Source organism: Variovorax sp. KBW07 (assembly GCF_003852515.1).
GTDB lineage: Bacteria > Pseudomonadota > Gammaproteobacteria > Burkholderiales > Burkholderiaceae_C > Variovorax.
This window is the reverse complement of record NZ_QAJK01000029.1, coordinates 33,862-51,217: the sequence shown is the minus strand read 5'-3', so window position 1 is coordinate 51,217 and position 17,356 is coordinate 33,862. Positions and strand designations below refer to the sequence as shown.

The 17,356-nt window shown below is 67.7% G+C and carries 15 protein-coding genes; 6 read left to right on the top strand and 9 right to left on the bottom strand.

Features of this window, described 5'->3' with window-relative positions; translation table 11 throughout:
* Nucleotides 1–2: 2 nt before the first annotated feature.
* Nucleotides 3–632 (bottom strand): hydrolase, encoded by a 630-nt coding sequence (locus tag DBV14_RS06530; RefSeq protein ID WP_124458383.1) that lies wholly within the window; start codon nt 630–632, stop codon nt 3–5.
* 270 nt (nt 633–902) lie between these two features.
* Here DBV14_RS06530 and DBV14_RS06525 point away from each other — a divergent pair, with 270 nt between their 5' ends.
* Together DBV14_RS06525 and DBV14_RS06520 are read left to right on the top strand one after the other, a co-directional pair.
* On the top strand, nt 903–1,862 hold the full coding sequence (locus DBV14_RS06525; protein WP_185545947.1) for a LysR family transcriptional regulator: 960 nt from the start codon (nt 903–905) through the stop codon (nt 1,860–1,862).
* Between the two features lie 73 nt (nt 1,863–1,935).
* Nucleotides 1,936–2,661, top strand: a complete 726-nt coding sequence (locus DBV14_RS06520) for a DUF1566 domain-containing protein (RefSeq protein ID WP_124458381.1) — start codon at nt 1,936–1,938, stop codon at nt 2,659–2,661.
* Between the two features lie 23 nt (nt 2,662–2,684).
* On the opposite strand, the gene DBV14_RS06515 is transcribed toward DBV14_RS06520, so the two are convergent.
* Genes DBV14_RS06515 through DBV14_RS06480 form a run of 8 tightly spaced genes read right to left on the bottom strand, consistent with a single transcriptional unit; the run spans nt 2,685 to nt 11,862 of the window.
* Nucleotides 2,685–3,611, bottom strand: coding sequence for a helix-turn-helix domain-containing protein (locus tag DBV14_RS06515; protein ID WP_124458380.1), 927 nt, complete (start codon nt 3,609–3,611; stop codon nt 2,685–2,687).
* A 42-nt stretch (nt 3,612–3,653) separates the two neighbouring features.
* The gene (locus DBV14_RS06510; protein WP_124458379.1) at nt 3,654–4,655 is read right to left on the bottom strand and encodes a nitronate monooxygenase family protein; all 1,002 of its coding nucleotides are present in this window, start codon (nt 4,653–4,655) and stop codon (nt 3,654–3,656) included.
* 47 nt (nt 4,656–4,702) lie between these two features.
* The gene (locus DBV14_RS06505) at nt 4,703–5,689 is read right to left on the bottom strand and encodes a tripartite tricarboxylate transporter substrate binding protein (RefSeq protein WP_124458378.1); all 987 of its coding nucleotides are present in this window, start codon (nt 5,687–5,689) and stop codon (nt 4,703–4,705) included.
* Nucleotides 5,686–6,417 carry an alpha/beta fold hydrolase gene (locus DBV14_RS06500; protein WP_124458377.1) on the bottom strand — a complete coding sequence of 244 codons (732 nt, stop codon included), beginning with the start codon at nt 6,415–6,417 and terminating at the stop codon, nt 5,686–5,688. Before DBV14_RS06500 ends, DBV14_RS06505 begins: the two co-directional genes overlap by 4 nt.
* On the bottom strand, nt 6,414–8,195 hold the full coding sequence (locus DBV14_RS06495; protein ID WP_124458376.1) for a class I adenylate-forming enzyme family protein: 1,782 nt from the start codon (nt 8,193–8,195) through the stop codon (nt 6,414–6,416). The genes DBV14_RS06500 and DBV14_RS06495 overlap by 4 nt, the downstream gene beginning before the upstream one ends.
* A 15-nt stretch (nt 8,196–8,210) precedes the next feature.
* The gene (locus DBV14_RS06490) at nt 8,211–9,656 is read right to left on the bottom strand and encodes a carotenoid oxygenase family protein (RefSeq protein WP_124458375.1); all 1,446 of its coding nucleotides are present in this window, start codon (nt 9,654–9,656) and stop codon (nt 8,211–8,213) included.
* An 11-nt stretch (nt 9,657–9,667) separates the two neighbouring features.
* Nucleotides 9,668–11,395, bottom strand: a complete 1,728-nt coding sequence (gene paaN, locus DBV14_RS06485) for a phenylacetic acid degradation protein PaaN (RefSeq protein ID WP_124458374.1) — start codon at nt 11,393–11,395, stop codon at nt 9,668–9,670.
* On the bottom strand, nt 11,392–11,862 hold the full coding sequence (locus DBV14_RS06480) for a lipocalin-like domain-containing protein (protein ID WP_124458373.1): 471 nt from the start codon (nt 11,860–11,862) through the stop codon (nt 11,392–11,394). Before DBV14_RS06480 ends, paaN begins: the two co-directional genes overlap by 4 nt.
* A gap of 198 nt (nt 11,863–12,060) precedes the next feature.
* On the opposite strand from DBV14_RS06480, the gene DBV14_RS06475 reads away from it, so the two are divergent.
* From DBV14_RS06475 to DBV14_RS06460, 4 genes are all read left to right on the top strand, one after another.
* Nucleotides 12,061–12,573, top strand: a complete 513-nt coding sequence (locus DBV14_RS06475) for a sigma-70 family RNA polymerase sigma factor (RefSeq protein ID WP_124458372.1) — start codon at nt 12,061–12,063, stop codon at nt 12,571–12,573.
* A complete protein-coding gene (locus DBV14_RS06470) occupies nt 12,566–13,558 on the top strand; it encodes a FecR domain-containing protein (RefSeq protein ID WP_124458371.1) in 993 nt (330 codons plus the stop codon). Before DBV14_RS06475 ends, DBV14_RS06470 begins: the two co-directional genes overlap by 8 nt.
* A gap of 99 nt (nt 13,559–13,657) precedes the next feature.
* Complete coding sequence (locus DBV14_RS06465; RefSeq protein ID WP_260396844.1) at nt 13,658–16,222, top strand: TonB-dependent receptor; 2,565 nt, start codon at nt 13,658–13,660, stop codon at nt 16,220–16,222.
* A gap of 72 nt (nt 16,223–16,294) precedes the next feature.
* On the top strand, nt 16,295–17,263 hold the full coding sequence (locus DBV14_RS06460) for a hypothetical protein (protein ID WP_124458370.1): 969 nt from the start codon (nt 16,295–16,297) through the stop codon (nt 17,261–17,263).
* The last annotated feature ends 93 nt before the right edge of the window (nt 17,264–17,356 follow it).

Genomic DNA, 17,356 nt, shown 5'->3' with positions numbered 1-17,356 from the left:
CTTTAGCGTTTCTTCAGCGACTGCAGGTAGAACGCGCCGATGGACATCGCGCCTGCGTGCTCCGAGATGATCTTGCCGACGGGGCCGGCTGTCTCGGCGCGGGTCCAGTCGGCCTGCCACTCGAGCATCACGGGCAGCCAGGTGATCGGGACCGCACCTGCCTGCACCAGCCGCTGGACGGCGCGCTCGTGCGATGCGGCATCGGAGTCTCCGCTCGCATCGGTGACAACGTAAACCTCGAAGCCTTCGGCAAGCGCCGACAGGGCCGGCAGCATGACGCAGTTGTCCGTCCAGAGCCCCGCGATGATCAGCTTTTTCCGGCCGCTCTTCCTGATCTGTTCGGCGATTCGCGGGTCTTGCCAGGCGTTGATCGGCGTGCGGTCGATGGGCGTCACCTTGGGCGCGGCGGCCTGCACCTGCGGAAATGTGGGGCCGCCGTAGGCTTGCGCGGTGATCGTCGTGATGATCGTGGGCACCTTGAAAACCTGTGCGGCCTTGGCGAGTCCGGCTGCATTGTTGAGCAGGGCATCGATGCCGATCGACTGCGTGGCAAAAGCATACTGGGGCTGGTAGTCCACCAAAAGCAGAATGCTGTTTTCAGGCGTCAGCTGGTCGTAGACGGGCTTGGGCATCCGGGCCGGCGAATCCGCAGCAACGGCGCACACGGCAGCGGACAAAAATACAGCGGCGGCAGCAAGACGCCGCAGAAGAGATGATCTTTGAAACATTCGAACCTCGGTGTTGAAGACAGAAAACGCGCAAGCAATCGCTTGATCGCGAGCTTTCGACTCTAGAAATTCACGGCGCAAAGATCAGCCCGGCTGGTGCGAACAGATTGTTCGATGCAGGGCACCAATCCGCGGTCGAGCCCCCGCTTGATCGACTTCATACTCGGACAGCACATGGAACATTTCACAGCGATCGCAACCTTTGTCGCGGTGGTGGACGCTGGCTCGTTCACGGCGGCGGCGGACACGCTGGACGTCGCCAGGTCGGTGGTCAGCAGGCGCATCGGTGCGCTCGAAGCCCGGCTCGAAACCCGCCTGTTGCATCGGACGACGCGCAGGCTGGCGTTGACGGATGCGGGCAAGCTGTTCTACGAGCGGGCCGAGCGCGCGATGTCGCAGATGCGAGACGCCGAACGCGAAATCAGCCAGCTGCGCGACGAGCCGAGCGGCCGCCTCGTCATCAGCGTGCCCATGAGTTTCGGGCTGACGCACATCTTCCCTGCCCTGCCTGCGCTCAAGTTGCGGTACCCCAAGCTCGAGCTCGACGTGCGCCTGGAAGACCGGCAAGTCGACCTGCTGCGCGAAGGCGTCGACCTGGCGATCCGGATTGCGGATCTCGATACTTCATCGCTCGTCGCGAGAAAGCTGGCGACGGTCGCTCATTGCGTGGTTGCCTCGCCGGCCTATCTGGCAAGGCGCACGGCACCGCTGCTGCCCGGCGACCTGCAGGCGCACGAGTGCCTGATCTATACGCTGAGCAAGACGCCGGGCACCTGGCGTTTGCGCTGCGCCGAAGCGCCTGAGTGGAATGCCGTGGCGGTCCGTGGATCGATGCACGCCAACAACAGCCTGGCGTTGCGCGAACTGGCCCTGGCGGGCATGGGGGTCGCGCTTCTTCCGGATTTCGTCGTGGCCAGGGACCTGGCCGAGGGCCGTCTTGCGCGGCTGCTAGGCGATTGGCATGCGACCGAGCTTGGCTTGTATGTGGTCTATCCGACCAGGCGCCATGTATCGCTGGCGGTGAAGGCGTTCATCGAGTTCATCGCGACTCGCGTGGGGGCGCACTCTTCGCAGTTTGCAGTGGAACCTGCCAGGCGCGGCAAGAGCGTGTCGCCATCAGATCGGCCGGCCTAGGCTGATCGCCGCCTGCGCGTACAGCGCTGGCTGCCTCCGCCCTGGAGCCGGGGAAGCAGGCACGCCCGAAGCTATGCTCGCTTGGTTCACGCCTGCGAAACCGCTTTCGCGGCACGTGTTTTTCTCGAACCTGAAGGTTCCAACGGGAGTCCATGATTTGACAGTCAACGGCGGCGCCACGCGCGCCCACTTCACCCAGTTTTCAACGAGATCGCAGCCCCGCTTCAAAGCGATGGCGATTGCCCTGGCGGCCTTGTCGCTGCTCGGCGGTTGCGATGAACAGGCCACGCCAACGAAGGCCCTCCCCGCAGCGACGGCCGTCGCAACCGATACCGCAACCGGCTTGCGGTGGCTGCGCTGCGCCCTCGGCCAGACCTGGCAGGACGGACGCTGTGCCGGCGAGGCCGAGACCCTGGACCTGATGACCGCCCAGGAGCGCGTCGAGGCGCTCAACGCGCGGGGCCACGAAGGCATCGCTCAATGGCGGCTGCCGACCATCGTGGAACTGGCCGCCCTGCGCCGCTGCGACCATGGCTTCGTGGGCGAAACCTTCACGCTCGCGCTGAGCCCCGAACAGGCCCCTGTCACCGTGCCGCGTTGGTGCGCGGGCGAAGCGACCATACCCACCATCGACGCCGCGAATTTCCCCGACACGCCGCCGGTCAAGTTCTGGTCTGGTTCCGGCAGCGAGGCCGACCAGCACTTCTATGCCGTGAACTTCGGCAACGCCTGGGTCGGCATCAACGAGGCGGCCGAATCTGCCTACGCGGTGCGACCGGTGGCGGACCGGGCGCGCTGATCGATCGCAAGCACTCGCGCGCCTCAAGCGCCTTCGGCCACGACCTCCCAGGGCTGCAGTGCTTCATCGCAATGGCTGCAGATCACCTGGGGCACGAAGGGCTGGCCGCAGCCCTTGTGGACCGGCCGGATCGAGCTGGGCTCGTTGAAGTGGTGCCGGCTGGCCCAGCTGGAAAAACAGATGATGTAGCCGAACAGGTCATGGCTCGCGGGCGTGAGGCGGTAGATCTTGCGCCGCGCATCGTTGAGGTCGGCCTGGCACAGCAGGAGCCCCGAGTCGACCATGCCCGCGAGCCGGCGCGTGAGCACGCTGCTGCCGATGCCCAGCACATGGCTGAGCTGGTCGAAGTAATGGCAGCCGAGGAACACGGCCGAAATGATGAGCAGCGTCCAGCGGTCCACGCGCAGGCCCAGCCCCATCTGCGTGCCCTCTTCCGGCGACAACCTTGCGGCGCGCTGGCGCGATGACGGCACGGCCCGCAGGGCCTCGTTCACTTTCAGCGTGAACGTGAGATCGCGGATGCCGACCTTTTCGCCGCAGGCCGAACAACTCATGCGGGGCACGAAGGCATGTCCGCAGGTGGCGTGAACAAGGCGCTGCGGCAGTTGCAGGCTGCGTGAACCCCAACGCCGCTCCCAGGCCCACATCATGAGCACGTGGTTGTAGAGCTGCAGTCCCTGCCGCGTGAGGTGATAGTCGTACCGCGGCGGGCGCTCCTGGTACGGTCGCGCGCGCAGCAGGCCCAGATCGGTCAGCGCCTTCAGGCGTTCCGTCAGGGTCTGCCGCGGAATGCCCAGGCGCGACTGCCATTCGTCAAAGCGGCGCACGCCGAGAAAGGCGCCAAGAATCACCGCCACCGTCCAGCGGTCGCCCATCAGGTGGAGGCCGTGGCTCAGCGTGCTGGTAGACAGCGCATCACGGGTGAGGTCGAGATCGGGAATGGGAGGCATGAAGGAAATCCAGGTCCGTCATGCTAAACGCCCCCCAGCGCCTCACGGCATGGCGGGCACCGGTGCGCGAGCCATGCCCGCAAGGCCCGCCAGGCCCGCAAGACGCGCGCAGGCCTGGGCGTACTCGCTTTCAAGGCGGTCCACCACGACGGCCACGGTCTCCACCTGGCGAATCGCGCCGACGCCCTGCCCGGCCGCCCACACATCTTTCCATCGCCTGGCCGCCATCGACTGGCTGCTGTCGTACTGCCGGTCGGGCGCCGCCGGCATGTTGTCGGGATCGAGTCCGTTGGCGCGCAGCGATGGCTTGAGCCAGCTGGCCGGCGTTCCGGTGATGCCCGCGCTCACGACCAGGTCGTCGACGGTGCTGTCGACCAGCATCTGCTTGTAGGCATGCGGCGCCATGCTCTCGGCCACCGGGATGAAGCGCGTGCCCATGTAGACGAAGTCGGCCCCGGATGCGATGGCGCCCGCCACGCCCCAGCCGTCGCTGATGCCCCCGCCCGTGACCACGTAGCCGTCGAAGAACTCGCGCACCGCGCTGACGAAGGCAAAGGGCGAGAGGAAGCCGGTGTGCCCGCCCGCGCCGGCCGACACGCAGGCCAGCCCGTCGGCGCCGGCCGCCACGGCCTTCCGGGCCAGCTGGATGTTGATGACGTCGGCAAATACTTTGCCGCCGTAGCGGTGGACGATGTCGATGACCGGCTTGGGGCTGCCCAACGCGGTAACGACCACCGGCGGCTTGTACCTGGCGACCAGTTCGAGGTCTTCGGCCAGCCGCGTGTTCGACGAGTGCGTGACGAGGTTGGCGCACCAGGGACCGATGGTCGATGCGGGCTGCTCGTCGCGCGCACGGGCCAGGCCCTCGGTGATCTCGCGCATCCAGCTGTCGAGCATCTCGACCGGTCGCGCATTGGGCGTGGGGAACGCGCCGACGATGCCGGCCTTGCACGCGGCCAGCACCAGCTCCGGGCCAGAAATCAGGAACATGGGCGCGGCGAAAACCGGCAGGCGCAATGCGAACGGGGCGTGGGATCTGTCCATGGAAGGCTCGGGGTTGGAGGGTGAATGAGGAAAGGACGGGCGCAGCATCATTCGCTCGCCTTGAAGCCGGAAATCTTCACGGCCTCGGCCCAGCGCTTCGAGTCGGCTTGCGCGAAGCGGGTGAACTCCTGCGGCGTGGACGGCAGGGTTTCGAAGTCCATGGCGCGCCATTTCTCCTTGAGGTCGGCCGACTTGAGGATCTTCACGAACTCGGTGTTGAGCCGGCCGATCACCGCGTCGGGCGTGCCCGCCGGCGCGGCAATGGCAGCCCAGATATAGATTTCGAGATCGGGGTAGCCCTGCTCCGCGAAGGTGGCGATCTGCGGCATCAACGGCGAGCGCCGGGGGCTGGTCACGGCCAGCACCTTGACCTTGCCTGCATCCACCTGCGGCTTGACCGCGAGCAACGGCAGGAAGGCCGCATCGACCTGCCCGCCGACCAGGTTGGTCACGGCGGGCGGCGTTCCGTTGAAGGGCACGTGGACCATGTCGATGCCGGCGCGCTGGTTCAGGATCACGCCCGCGAAGTGCGACGAGTTGCCCGCCGTGAATGAAGCGAACGACACCTTGCCCGGACGCGCCTTGGCCCACGCCGCGAACTCCTTCACGTTGTTGGCCGGCACGCTGTTGTTGACCGCCATGACCATCGACGCGCCCAGGAAGTTGGACACAGGGCGAAAGCTCTTCTCGGGGTCGTAGGGCAGCCTTGCGAAGGTGTGCGGGTTGACGGTGAACATGCTGGTGTTGGCCAGCAGCAGCGTGTAGCCGTCGGGCGGCGCGGCCATGACGTTCTGCGCGGCGATGATGCCGGCCCCACCGGGCTTGTTGTCGATCAGCAGCGGGTGCCCGGTGTTCTTGCGGAACTCCTCGGCCACCTGGCGCAGCGCGGTGTCGAGCGTGTTGCCGGGCGCGAACGGCACGACGATGCGCACCGGCTTGTCGGGAAAAGCGGCCGGGTCCTGCGCCTGCGCGGCGGGCACCGCCGGCACCAGTGCCAGGGCGCCGAGTTGCTGCAATGCGTTGCGTCTGTTCATGGTGCCTTGTCTCCTTGCATGCGGCCGGCCAGCGCCGCAACCAGGGCCGCGACGCGCGCGGGTTGCTCGATCGGTGTCATGTGGCCCGCCTGCTCGATCCACTCCAGCTGCGCCGAAGGGATCAGCGCCGCCAGCTCCTGCGAATGCTCGGGCGGCGTGATGCGGTCCGAGCGCCCGCACACCACCAGCGTGGGAACGCGCAGCGCGGCGAGCGCGGCGCGGTGGTCGCCGCGCGTGCTGATGGCGCGGTTCTGGCGGATCGCCGTCTCGGGCCCGACCTCGCGCAGCAGCGCCCGCATCGCACCCATCCAGCCCTCGTCGGCACCACGCGACGGGTCCACGCCGAACTGCGCGATGCCCGCCACGACCTTGTCGAAATCGCGCTCGATCGCGGCGATGGTCTTCAGCCGCACGGCCGCGCCTTCGGCGGACTCGGGCCTTGCCGACGTATCGACAAGCGCCAGCGCATCGACCGGTCGCGGCCCTTTGCCGGCGACCATCTCGATGGCCGTGTAGCCGCCCATCGAAAAGCCGCACAACACCAGCGGCACGTGCGCGGGCACGTCGGCCACGCGGGCCCAGGCATCGCGTGCCATGGCGGCGATGCTGTCCTGCGTCTGCACCTCGGCGATGCGCACCTCGAAGCGGTCTTCCAGCAGCGCCGCGACGGGCCGCCAGACAGCGGCCGTGTTGAGCATGCCGGGAATCAGCAAGAGCACGGGCTTCATGCGGCCACCTTCAACGTCGATGCAGTGGATGCCGCGGATGCGGTCGATGCCGCCAGCGCGCGGGCCTGCTCGCGCAACTCGCGCTTCAGGATCTTGCCGACCGGGTTGCGTGGCAGGGCCTGCAACAGCAGCAGGTGCTCGGGCAGCTTGTAGACGGCCACGCGGCGGTGCTCGCGCAGGAAAGCGCCTATCGCGTCGAGCGTGACCGGCGCCGCGCCCTCCGCCGCCACGATGCAGGCGCACAGTTTTTCGCCCAGCACTTCGTCGGGCACGCCGACCACGGCCACTTCGCGCACGCCGGGGCACCCCAACAACAGGTTTTCGATTTCCTCGCTGGAGATGTTCACGCCGCCGCGAATCACCAGGTCCTTGGAGCGGCCGACGTAGCGGTAGTACTGGGCGCGGTCGCCCGCGATCTCGAACAGGTCGCCGGTGCGGTAGAAGCCCGCCGCGTCGAAGGCCTTGCGGCTGAGTTCGGGCGCGTTCCAGTAGCCGCTGAAGATGGTCGGTCCGTCGAAGCGTATCTCGCCCGGCCGGCCGGCTTCGTCGATGTCTTCGCCGGTTTCCATGTCCACCAGCCGCGTGCGGATCTTGCGCGTGGTCGAGATGCTCCACGCATAGCCCTGCACGCCTGCCCGCGGAAAGAACTGGGCGCGCAGCTCTGGGTCTGGAATGTCGATGTGGTTGCCCGACAGCGCGGCGCCTTCGTTGGAGCCGAAGTAATTGACGATCTGCACCCCGTGCCGCTCCGCGAAGCCGCGCACCATCCAGTCCGACAGCGGCGCCGAGCCGGAGCCGATGCGCGAGAGCCGTTCGAAGTCGATGCCCGCGAGCAGTTGCTCGTTCTGCAGCAGCATGTTGAGGATGGCCGGCGGCGCCACCGTGTAGTCGATGCGCTCGTCGCGCAGTTGCTGCAGGAACACCGGCAGCGTGAACGGCTGGTGCTGCACCACCGTGCCGCCCAGCACCAGCCAGGCCGCCATGGCAGTGGAAAAGCCCGCCATGTTGACCAGCGGAAAAGGATTGAGCAGGCGCGCGCCGAGACGAATCTCTCCGGCCTCGATGATCGAAGGCGCGATCACCAGCCATTCGTTGTGGCTGCGCGGCACGCCCTTCGGCGCGGCTTCGGTGCCCGAGGTCCAGCAGATGGTGAAGACGTCGTTGGCGGTCACGGCGGCGGTGCGTTCGGCTTGTTCAAGCGCCTCCAACTGCGCGGGCGATGGCGCGCTACGCATCGCGGCGGCCACGTCGACCATGCCTTCGCCGGCCGTGTCGCCCCAGGCGAACACCAACGCCAGCGACGGATGCGCCTTGCTCAACCCGGCGAACATGCGCGCGGCCGCATGCCCCGCCTCGGCCTTGCCGATCCGCGAGAAGGTGACAGCCGCACGGGCACGCGTCACGTCGAGAATGTGCGCCAGCTCGTGCTCGCGGTACTGGATCGGCACCGGCGTGACGATCACGCCCAGCCGCGCGCAGGCCAGGTAGACGACGAACTGCTCCACGCAATTGGGCATCTGCACCACGACCACCTCGTCGCGGCGCACGCCGTTCGACACAAGCAGCAGGCAGAAGCGGTCAATTTCTTCGCCCAACTGCGCCCAGGTCAGCCGGCGCGGCGCGCCGTGGGCAAAGTCGGGGCGGTTGGGCGCATCGGCCACCGCCTCTGCATCGGGCTGCTCGCGCAGGTGGCGCTGGAACAGCGACCACATCGTCTGGTCGCCCCACCAGCCATGGGCGGTGTACGCGTCGATCTTCTCTTGAGGTACGAGGATCATGGTGAGGCCTGCCCCTCAGTAGCCGCGCGCGAGCCGCTCGCCGCTGACCCAGGTTGCATGGAAGCCGTTGGGCACGCGGTGCGGCAGCCGGATGCGTGCCACCGGACCCTTGGCGATGTCGGCGGCGTCGAACACCGTCACGAACGAGGCCTTGGCCTCGTCGTCCCACAGGAACCCGACGAGGTAGCCATCGTCTTCGGCTTTCCAGTTGTCCTTGGGGGCGAACGGCGCTTCGCTGAACCACTTGTGCACGCCCTCGTGGTAGCTGGTGCTGGTGCCGCGCTGCAAGTCTTGCCGCACGAAGCCGCAGAAGCGCGGGTCTTCGGCGCGGTTGCTGCGGCCCATGAGCACGTTCCACGAATAGCGCGTCTTGTGGCCCTGCATCCACGAGTTGATGACAGGAAACTCCTGGTTCACGATGTCGTCGAGGATGCGTTCGCGCGTCTGCCCGGTGCGCAGGTTGAAGCGCCACTCGTAGAACATGAAGTCGTGCTCCAGGTTGGCAAGCATCTTCGGGAACTGATCGACCAGCACGTTGCCGTGCCAGTCGCGCGGCAACCTGAACGGCGTGCCGGTCATCACGATCTCGGTGCCGCCCTGGCCGTCGCTTTCTTCCCATGCGTTGGACACGTGGTACATGTAGGTCGGGCTGGCCTCGAACCAGCGGATCTGGTCGGGCGTGCCGTGGCGCGGAATGACGCCGAAGCGCGACGGCAGCGTGTGATGGAACTTGAGCTTGTGGCGCCCGGCCGCGAACGCGTCCATGTCGTAGAACAGCGGCAGGTCGTGCACGATGGTGTAGTTGGGCGTGATCGCCATGTCGTGCGGCAGGCGCGGGCCGGGCAGTTGCACCGGCATGAAGGTCTGCAGCTTGCCGGCGCGGTCCATCACGCCGTAGTGCATGTACGGCGACTCCTTGCCGTAGGCAAAGAACAAAAACTCGCCCGTGCGCTCGTCGACCTTGGAGTGCGCCGACACCGGCAGCCCCTTCATGCGCGGATCGAAATCGACCTTGCCCAGCGTCGAGAGGTCACCCGGGTCGCACCGGTAGACCTCGCCGCCCAGGTACCACATCGACACCAGGTTGCCGGCGTAGAACTTGACGTCGGTGTTCGAGGTGTTCTTCATCGGCGCATCGGGCCGGTCGCGGCGCGGCGGGTCCTTGATGCCCTGCCACAGCGCGGTGCCGGCCGCGAGCTCTTCGCGCAGGCCGTCGGTCATGACCCAACGGTTCAGGTACTGCGCACGGCCGCCCTCGAAGCGCACCGCGTGCAGCATGCCGTCGCCGTCGAACCAGTGGTAGCGGCCCGGCGCCTCGAAGCGCCGGTTGGGGCCGTTGCGCACATGCATGCCCGTCAGGTCTTTCGGGATCTCGCCCTGCACGTCGGTCAGGTCGAGCGTGATCTCTCCATCGATTGGCGCGAAGCCGCCGCTGAGCACCGGAATGTCGTTGTGTCCCATCGTTGTCTCCTTCAGGCTGTGGTGGTTTCGGCGGCCGGTACGGGCTGCCGCGATTGCGAGATGCGAAAGCGTCCGGCAACGAATGCCAGGTCGGTCAGGCTGGCGTTGCCGGCCGGGTTGAGGCCGGTCACGTGGTAGTCGCTGTAGGCCGCCGCGAAGTTGAGCGGCATCGGGCCGGTGAGGTTGACGGTGAGCTGCGCACCGGCGCGTGCAAAGGCCAGCTCAGCGCGTTCGACAAAAGCGCCATCGGTCGAATAGAAGAAGGCCGTGAGCCCGCCGAACTCTTTTGCGTCGCGCGTGGCCTGGGCCAGGGCATCGGCCGCGTCGTCGCAGGCAATCACGAAGCTGACCGGACCGAAACGCTCTTCGCCATACAGGTCGCGCTCGCCCTTGCCGACCTTCAGCATCAGCGGCGTGCTGGTGCGCGCCTCGGGAAACTCGGGGTGCACATAGGGAGCGTGCCGCAGCAGCACCTCGCCGCGCTGCCCGCCCTTGCCGGCCATGTCGTCGAGCATCGCAAGCGTGCGCGGCGACTGCAGGGTGGCAAGGATCATCGAGGCCTTCTTCGCGTCGCCGGTCAGGGCCTGCACGGCCTCGGCCAGGCGGCGCGCCACCTCGTCGAAGGCCACGGTGCCTTGCGGCGTGCGCACGCCCTGCCTGGGCAGGTAGATGTTCTGCGGGCTGGTGCACATCTGGGCGCTGAACATGCACAAGGTGGTGGCAAGGCTGCGCAGTACCGCGTCGAGGTCGGTCACCGAGTCGAGCACCACGGTGTTGCAGCCCGCCGTCTCGGTGAAGGCCAGCGCCGGGTGCGCATTGCGCTCCACCCATTGGCCAAAAGCCACGCTGCCGGTGAAGTCGACGATGGCGGTCTTCGGGTGCTTCACCAGTTGCTTGCCGACCGGCTCCGCCTGCGTGTCGAGCGCCAGCGTGACAAGGTTCGCGTCGAACCCGGCCGCCGCCAGCACGGCGCGGAACACCCGCACGGTGATCGCCATCGGCAGCACCGTCGCGGGATGCGGCTTGACGATGACGGCATTGCCCGTCGCCAGGCTCGCCAGCATCGAAGGCCATGCATTCCAGGTCGGAAAGCTCGCGCAACTGAAGCACACGGCCACGCCGCGCGGCATCAGCCGGTAGCGCTTGTCCAGCACGATCTTCGTCGCGCCGAAGGCCCTCTCCCAGCGGGCCCGGGGCGCGATGGCATCCATCGCCTGCCGGGCATGAACCAGCACCTCGATGCCCCGGTCGAGCGCATTCACGCCCGAGCCCGCGTAGGCCATGTTGAAGCTCTGGCCGGCGGTGTGCATGACGGCGTGAACGATCTCGAACAGGTACTCGCGATAGAGCGTGTCGAGCGCCTCCATCAGCACGCCGATGCGCTCGTCGACCGGCGCCGAGGCCCACGGGGCCATGGCGGCCTGTGCCGCATCGAACAGCGCATCGATGTCCGCCTGCGGGTAGCGCACGCCGAGCGACGCCTGCGTGTAGGGGGAAAGCTCTTCACCGATCTCGGCGACCGTGCCCGGCTGATCGAGCGCGAAGCGGCTGCCCAGGTGGCTCTGGTAGGCAGCCAGGCCCGCCGCCTGGGCCTGCGCGGCATCGGGATATTTGCCCGGCTGCTCCGGGTACGGGCTCCATGCGTGGCGCTCGCGGCAGGCCAGCACGGCGCGTTCGAAGGTGGCGCGGTGCTTGTCGAAAAGCGAGGGCGCGGCCTCGGAGCGCAAGACCGCGTTCATTGCGCGCCTCCTTGCGCCGCGCGTGTCCAGACCAGCCGGTGATGGCGCGCCACGGCCGTGCCGGGCACCGTGTCGGAGGCCGAGAGCGTCAGGCCGCCCTTGCCGTCGAAATGCATGTCGCGCACTTGCTGCGTACCGACGAAGTTCGGGTTGAGCGACTGCGTGACCGTGTGGACTACCTGTTGCTGCCCGCCATCGCGCTCGCGAATTTCGTAGCGGCCGGCGTACTGGAAGTAGCTCTCGAACGCCGACAGGCGCTCGGCCTCCGGCGCGGTGCGAACGCTGTCGCTGGACAGCCGTGCGCGGTCGGCTCGGGCGATGCAGGCGTTCATCCAGCCGTCGTCGCTGTAGACGATCAATCCACTGGCCGCCGCGCCATAGGGAAGGCTTGGCGCACGGCCATCGCCATAGGCAATTTCCCATCGAACAAGCTGCCACGTTCCCTGCAGCGGGTTGCGCATCTGCATCGCGTTGTCTCCTTTTTACTTTCTTAACTGGACTCAGTTTAGGCAGCTTGAAAAGGAAATGCAACAGAGCGATCCAGCGGCTGTGTCGCCTTGGCGATCAGCGCGCTGTGGCCCGGAAAACGCAAGCTGGAGCCGTTGGGGCGTGCGGCACGTCGAGCCGATAGAATGAGATTACTTCTCATTAACTTTTTCGGTTTCATGCCCTCCCCCGCCGTGGTTGCTCCCATCGACACGCTCTACCGCGAGCACCGCGACTGGCTGCTCGGCTGGATGCGGCGCCGCCTGAACGATGGGCACATGGCGGCGGACCTGACGCAAGACACCTTCGTGCGCGTCATCGTCGGTGGCCAGGCCCAGGTGCTTCAGGAACCGCGCGCCTACCTGACCACCCTGGCGCAGCGTGTGCTCTACAACTTCTGGCGCCGACGGGAACTGGAGCGCGCCTGGCTCGAGGCGCTCGCAGCCCAGCCGGATGAACTTGCGCCCTCTCCCGAAACCTACGCGCTGGTGCGCGAAGCCCTCGAAACCCTCGACCGCTGGCTCGATGGCCTGCCTTCCAAGGCGCGGGAGGCATTTCTCCTGCGCCGGCTCGAAGGCCTTGCACACGGCGAGATCGCGCAACGCATGGGCATTTCGATCTCTTCGGTCGAGCGCTACATCAAACAAGCCGTCGTGCACCTGTACACCTGCCCGGTACAGCCCGATGCCTGAGAGAGGAGCGCCGCTGGATCCCGCCACGGAGCAGGCGATCGATTGGCTGGTACGGCTCGACTCGGGCCACAGCAACCACAGCGACCAGCAGGCTTTTGCCCGCTGGCTGGCTGCTGCGCCCGCCCATGCCAACGCGTGGGCAGCGCTGCGGCAGCGGCTTAACCAGCGGATCGCGCCTGCCCTGAGCCAGTTGCAGGCCGACGGCCACGCGCCGCCTGGCGTGCGCGCCCTGAGCACGCCGCCTGACCGCCGCGCGCGCCGACGCGCCATGCTGGGCGGTGCCGCGGTGGCGCTGCTGACGGCCACGGGCGGCGGGCTCTGGGCCGACCGGCGCGCGCCGCTCACGGCGTGGAACGCCGATCTGCGCACTGGTACAGCCGAGCGGCGGCGCTTTGCGCTGGCGGACGGCAGCGACCTGTTGCTCAACGCACGCTCGGCGGTCGACCTGGATTTCAGCGAGGCACAACGCCGCGTGCGGCTGCGCGCGGGCGCGCTCATCGTCCAGGTGGCCGCCGACGCGCACCGGCCTTTCGTCGTGCAGAGCGCGCAAGGCAGCGTGCGGGCATTGGGCACGCGCTTCATGGTGCAGCAGGACGAGGGCCGCACGCTGGTCTCGGTGCTGGAACACAGCGTGCGCCTGAGCACACGGCACGACAGTGCCCCGGTCGATCTGCAGGAAGGCGGCAGCGCGTGGATCGAGGCCGACCGCATCGCGCCTCTTGCCACGGTTCGCGTCGACCCCAGCGCCTGGTCTGCCGGCGTGCTGGAAGTGCACGACCAGCCTCTGGGCGACGTCGTCGATGCGTTGCGCCCCTACACGTCCGCCATCCTGCGGGTCAGCCCCGAGGCGGCGCGGGTCGGTGTCTACGGTGTCTATCCGCTGGACCGGCCGATGGACGCGCTGCAGGCCCTGGTCGACACCCTGCCGCTGCGCGTGCGCCGCTGGGGCGACTGGGTCGTGTACGTGGACGTGCGCCCCGCATGAATCTGGCATCGGCACGCATGGGTTGACGGGTTTGCGCCCCCTCGTGGGTCATACAGGGTTGAACGCTTCGATCAACCTGAACCGACGAGAAAGTCCGCCGTGTCACTGTCCCTTCCTTCTTTTCCTGCCTGCCCGTCGGCCGGCAGCCGCCTGCCCACGCGCAGGACCGCGCTGGCGCTGGCCGCGTTGCTCGCATGCGCCGGCGCGCCGTCGTTTGCACAGACCACGCCCGCCACCGCCCCGCCCCCTGCCGTCGCCGATGGCGCGTCGGAATGGAACCTTGCGGCCGATGAACTGGGCATCGTTCTGGCGCGCATTGCCCGCATGGGCGGCCGCACCATCAGCGCCGCGCCGGCACTCGTGGCAGGACGGCGTGCCCAGGCCGTGCAGGGCCGCTTCACCGTGGCACAGGCGGCGCAGCAGGCGCTGTCGGGCAGCGGGCTGGCACTGGCACAGACACCCGGCGGCACGCTCACCGTCGTTCCCTCGGGAAGCGGCAACGGAAACGGCAACGGCACCGCGCCGGCGGCAAGCGCATCCGAGTCGGGCACGACGCTTGCCGAAGTGCGCGTGACGGCGCAGGCCGACCGCTCGGGCACCACGGAAGGAACCGGCACCTACACCGCCCGGGGCCCGACGGGCGTGGCCACCGGCCTTGGCCTGAGCCTGAAGGACACGCCGCAGTCGGTCAGCGTCATGACGCAGCAGCGCATGGAAGACGAGAACCTCACCAGCATCGGCCAGGTGCTGGCGCGCACGCCGGGCCTGTCGACCAACGCGCTCGGCACCGAGCGCTCCAGCGCCAGTGCACGCGGCTACGCGATCTCCAACTACCAGCTCGACGGCGTCAGCACCCACACCGAATTCCTGGGTCTCGACGCGCTGCCTTCGCAGAGCATTGCAGACATGGCGCTGTACGACCGCATCGAGGTGCTGCGCGGGGCCTCGGGCCTGACCACGGGCGCAGGCGATCCGTCGGGCATCGTCAACATGGTGCGCAAGAAACCCACGGCCACGTTCCAGGGCGTGGCGGAGGCCAGCGTCGGCTCGTGGGACGACCGGCGCGGAATGATCGACCTCTCGACACCGCTGAACGCGGCCGGCACCGTGCGCGGCCGCCTGGTGGCCGTGCACCAGGAGGGCGGCAGCTTCATCGAGCACTACAAAAAGAAGAAGGACGTGTTCTATGGCGTGGTCGAAGCCGACCTGACCTCTTCGCTCAAGCTCACCGCGGGCATCGACCACCAGGAGAACCGCTCGCGCGGCTCGCTGTCTTACCTGGGCTATCCGCTCTTCAACAGCGACGGCGAGCAGACCGACTTTCCGGTGTCCTTCAGCGGCGCCAGCCGCTACAACCGCTTCAACACCAACTCCACCAGCGGGTTCCTGACGCTGGAGCAATCGTTCGCCAACGACTGGAAGCTCAAGCTCTCGGCCAACTACCTGCGTTCGCAACAACGCGAAGACTCGGTCTACCTGGCCGTCAGCGCCGGCCTCTTCGACAAGACCACGGGAGACGGACTGCGGCTCAACGGCGAACGCCGCGACTACAGGCTGCGCAACAAGACCGTGGACCTGAAGCTGGGCGGCCCCTTCAGCCTGTTCGGCCGCCAGCACGAGGCGGTGTTCGGCGCCGACTACACCGACTTCCAGAGCCTGACCTACGGCAGCTTCGACAAATCGGGGCTCGACCGCAAGGCCGTCAACGTCTACCGCTGGGACAACAGCGGCATGCCGGTCTTCGGAGACCGCTTCGTCACCTTCGACAGCACGCGCCGCCAGAGCAGCCTGTATGGCGCCGGCCGCTTCGAACTGGCCGACGGGCTCAAGCTCATCGTCGGTGGCAAGCTGCTGAACTACGACAGCAACTACGTCACCCACACCACGGACGGCTACAACGAACGCGCGCCCTCTTCCGAGCGGCGCGTGTTCACGCCCTACGGCGGGCTGGTGTACGACCTGAACGCCAACCACACCCTGTATGCGAGCTTTGCCACCATCTACAACCCGCAGAACTCGCTCGACCGCAATGGCGTGCCCCTCGATCCGCAGGAAGGCAACACCTACGAGGCCGGCATCAAGAGCAGCTTCCTCGACGGCCGCGTGACGACCAGTGCCGCCGTCTACCAGATCAGGCAGGACAACCTCGCCGAGCCCGACGCGGGCCACTTCATCCCCGGCACCACCAACACGGCCTCGCGTGCCATCAAGGGCGCCCGGACGAAGGGCATCGACCTGGAACTCAACGGCACGCTGGCACCCGGCTGGAACATGAGCGCGTCGTACAACTACAGCAGTTCGCAAGACGCCGTCGGCAAGCGCGTCAACACCACTTTCCCGCGCCAGATGGCCCGGATATGGACCACCTACCGCCTGCCGGGCGACTGGCGCCGGCTCACGCTGGGCGGCGGCGTGGACTGGAACAGCGGCATCTACTACACGGGCGATGCCTGGCAGATAGAGCGCAGCGTCACCGCGCGCCAGCGTGCCTATGCCGTGGCCAGCCTGATGGCGCGCTACGACGTCAGCGACCAGCTGTCGGTCACGCTCAACGTGCAGAACCTCTTCGATCGCAAGTACATCGCGTCGATGTCGGGCTGGTGGTACTCGGGCATGTACGGGGCACCCCGCAACGTGCAGCTGACCGCCCGCTACAAGTTCTGAGCCGGGTGGCTGACGCCGCGCGCCTGTCGCCTCAGCGATTGCGCCGCGGCGCGCTTGCACCGATGCTGCCGCATGACCTCATCGACCGCACCCTTCAGCCACACCCCCGCCCTCTGCGGCCCGCTGCGCAAGCCGCGCCAGATGCTCAACGACCAGAGCTACGACGGCCACAAATCCATCCACGACGACAGCATGGCCGAGGGCCTGGGCCTGCGCGCCGGCCCCATCGAAGGGCCGACGCATTTCAGCCAGTTCGACCCGCTGCTCTTCGACGTCTTCGGCCAGTCCTGGTTCGAGACCGGCTGCATCAGCGCGCACTACCAGAACATGGTGGTAGAGGGCGAAGAAGTGCGCGCCTTCGTGCAGCGCCCCGCGCCCGGCGAGCGCTTCGTGCGCCTGTGGGCCGAGAAGCGCGACGGCACGCCGGTGCTCACGGGCTCGGCTTCGACAGGCGATGCGGCTGGCCTGCCGCATGAACTCGAACAGCGCATCGCCAAGCTGCGCCCGGCCACCGGCCTCGTCATCAACCGCGACCTGAAGGTGGGCCAGCGCGGCGCCGTGACCGAGAAGGTGCGCATGGGCTTCGACCAGCACATGGGCAACTACTACCCCTTCAGCCTGGCCGACAAGCTCCAGGCCATTACCGAGCCGAGCCCCTGGTACACGCCCGAAGGGGCCGCCGGTTCACCGTGGGGCCGCGCCATCATTCCGTTCGAGATGATCTCCGTGCTGCTGGGCAGCACCGTCGGCGAAGCGGGCTTCAAGTCGCGCGGGCCGGCGGTGGGCCTGTTCGCGGGGCAGCAGATCCGCTTGTTGAAGGGCCCGCTGTTCGTCGGCCATCCGTACGAGCTGGAGCGCGAGATCGTCGCGCTGAGCGAGAGCGCGCGCACCGAGTCGTGCTGGGTGCGCACCCGCGTGTACGACGGCCAGCCCGGCGCGGCACGCGAGCCGCTGGCCGAGATGATCCTCAACGGCGCGGTGCTCAAGGCCTCGTATGCAAACTATGAAGCCGAGGCGCGCGAGCTGGGCCTCGCTGCCTGACGGCACGCACATGTCAACAAGGGCGCGACCGCACCGCGCCCGGCATCACTGAACCTGCCGGGGCTCCTGCGGCAGGCTTTCCGCCAGTTCTCG

Excerpts from the sequence above, each read along its gene's own strand:
- DBV14_RS06525 (WP_185545947.1), top strand. The coding sequence starts at position 903 with ATGGAACATTTCACAGCGATCGCAACCTTTGTCGCGGTGGTGGACGCT.
- DBV14_RS06490 (WP_124458375.1), bottom strand. The coding sequence starts at position 9,656 with ATGGGACACAACGACATTCCGGTGCTCAGCGGCGGCTTCGCGCCAATC.
- DBV14_RS06475 (WP_124458372.1), top strand. The coding sequence starts at position 12,061 with ATGCCCTCCCCCGCCGTGGTTGCTCCCATCGACACGCTCTACCGCGAG.
- DBV14_RS06460 (WP_124458370.1), top strand. The coding sequence starts at position 16,295 with ATGACCTCATCGACCGCACCCTTCAGCCACACCCCCGCCCTCTGCGGC.
- DBV14_RS06500 (WP_124458377.1), bottom strand. The coding sequence starts at position 6,417 with ATGAAGCCCGTGCTCTTGCTGATTCCCGGCATGCTCAACACGGCCGCT.
- DBV14_RS06470 (WP_124458371.1), top strand. The coding sequence starts at position 12,566 with ATGCCTGAGAGAGGAGCGCCGCTGGATCCCGCCACGGAGCAGGCGATC.
- DBV14_RS06520 (WP_124458381.1), top strand. The coding sequence starts at position 1,936 with ATGCTCGCTTGGTTCACGCCTGCGAAACCGCTTTCGCGGCACGTGTTT.
- paaN (WP_124458374.1), bottom strand. The coding sequence starts at position 11,395 with ATGAACGCGGTCTTGCGCTCCGAGGCCGCGCCCTCGCTTTTCGACAAG.
- DBV14_RS06495 (WP_124458376.1), bottom strand. The coding sequence starts at position 8,195 with ATGATCCTCGTACCTCAAGAGAAGATCGACGCGTACACCGCCCATGGC.
- DBV14_RS06530 (WP_124458383.1), bottom strand. The coding sequence starts at position 632 with ATGCCCAAGCCCGTCTACGACCAGCTGACGCCTGAAAACAGCATTCTG.
- DBV14_RS06480 (WP_124458373.1), bottom strand. The coding sequence starts at position 11,862 with ATGCAGATGCGCAACCCGCTGCAGGGAACGTGGCAGCTTGTTCGATGG.
- DBV14_RS06510 (WP_124458379.1), bottom strand. The coding sequence starts at position 4,655 with ATGGACAGATCCCACGCCCCGTTCGCATTGCGCCTGCCGGTTTTCGCC.
- DBV14_RS06515 (WP_124458380.1), bottom strand. The coding sequence starts at position 3,611 with ATGCCTCCCATTCCCGATCTCGACCTCACCCGTGATGCGCTGTCTACC.
- DBV14_RS06505 (WP_124458378.1), bottom strand. The coding sequence starts at position 5,689 with ATGAACAGACGCAACGCATTGCAGCAACTCGGCGCCCTGGCACTGGTG.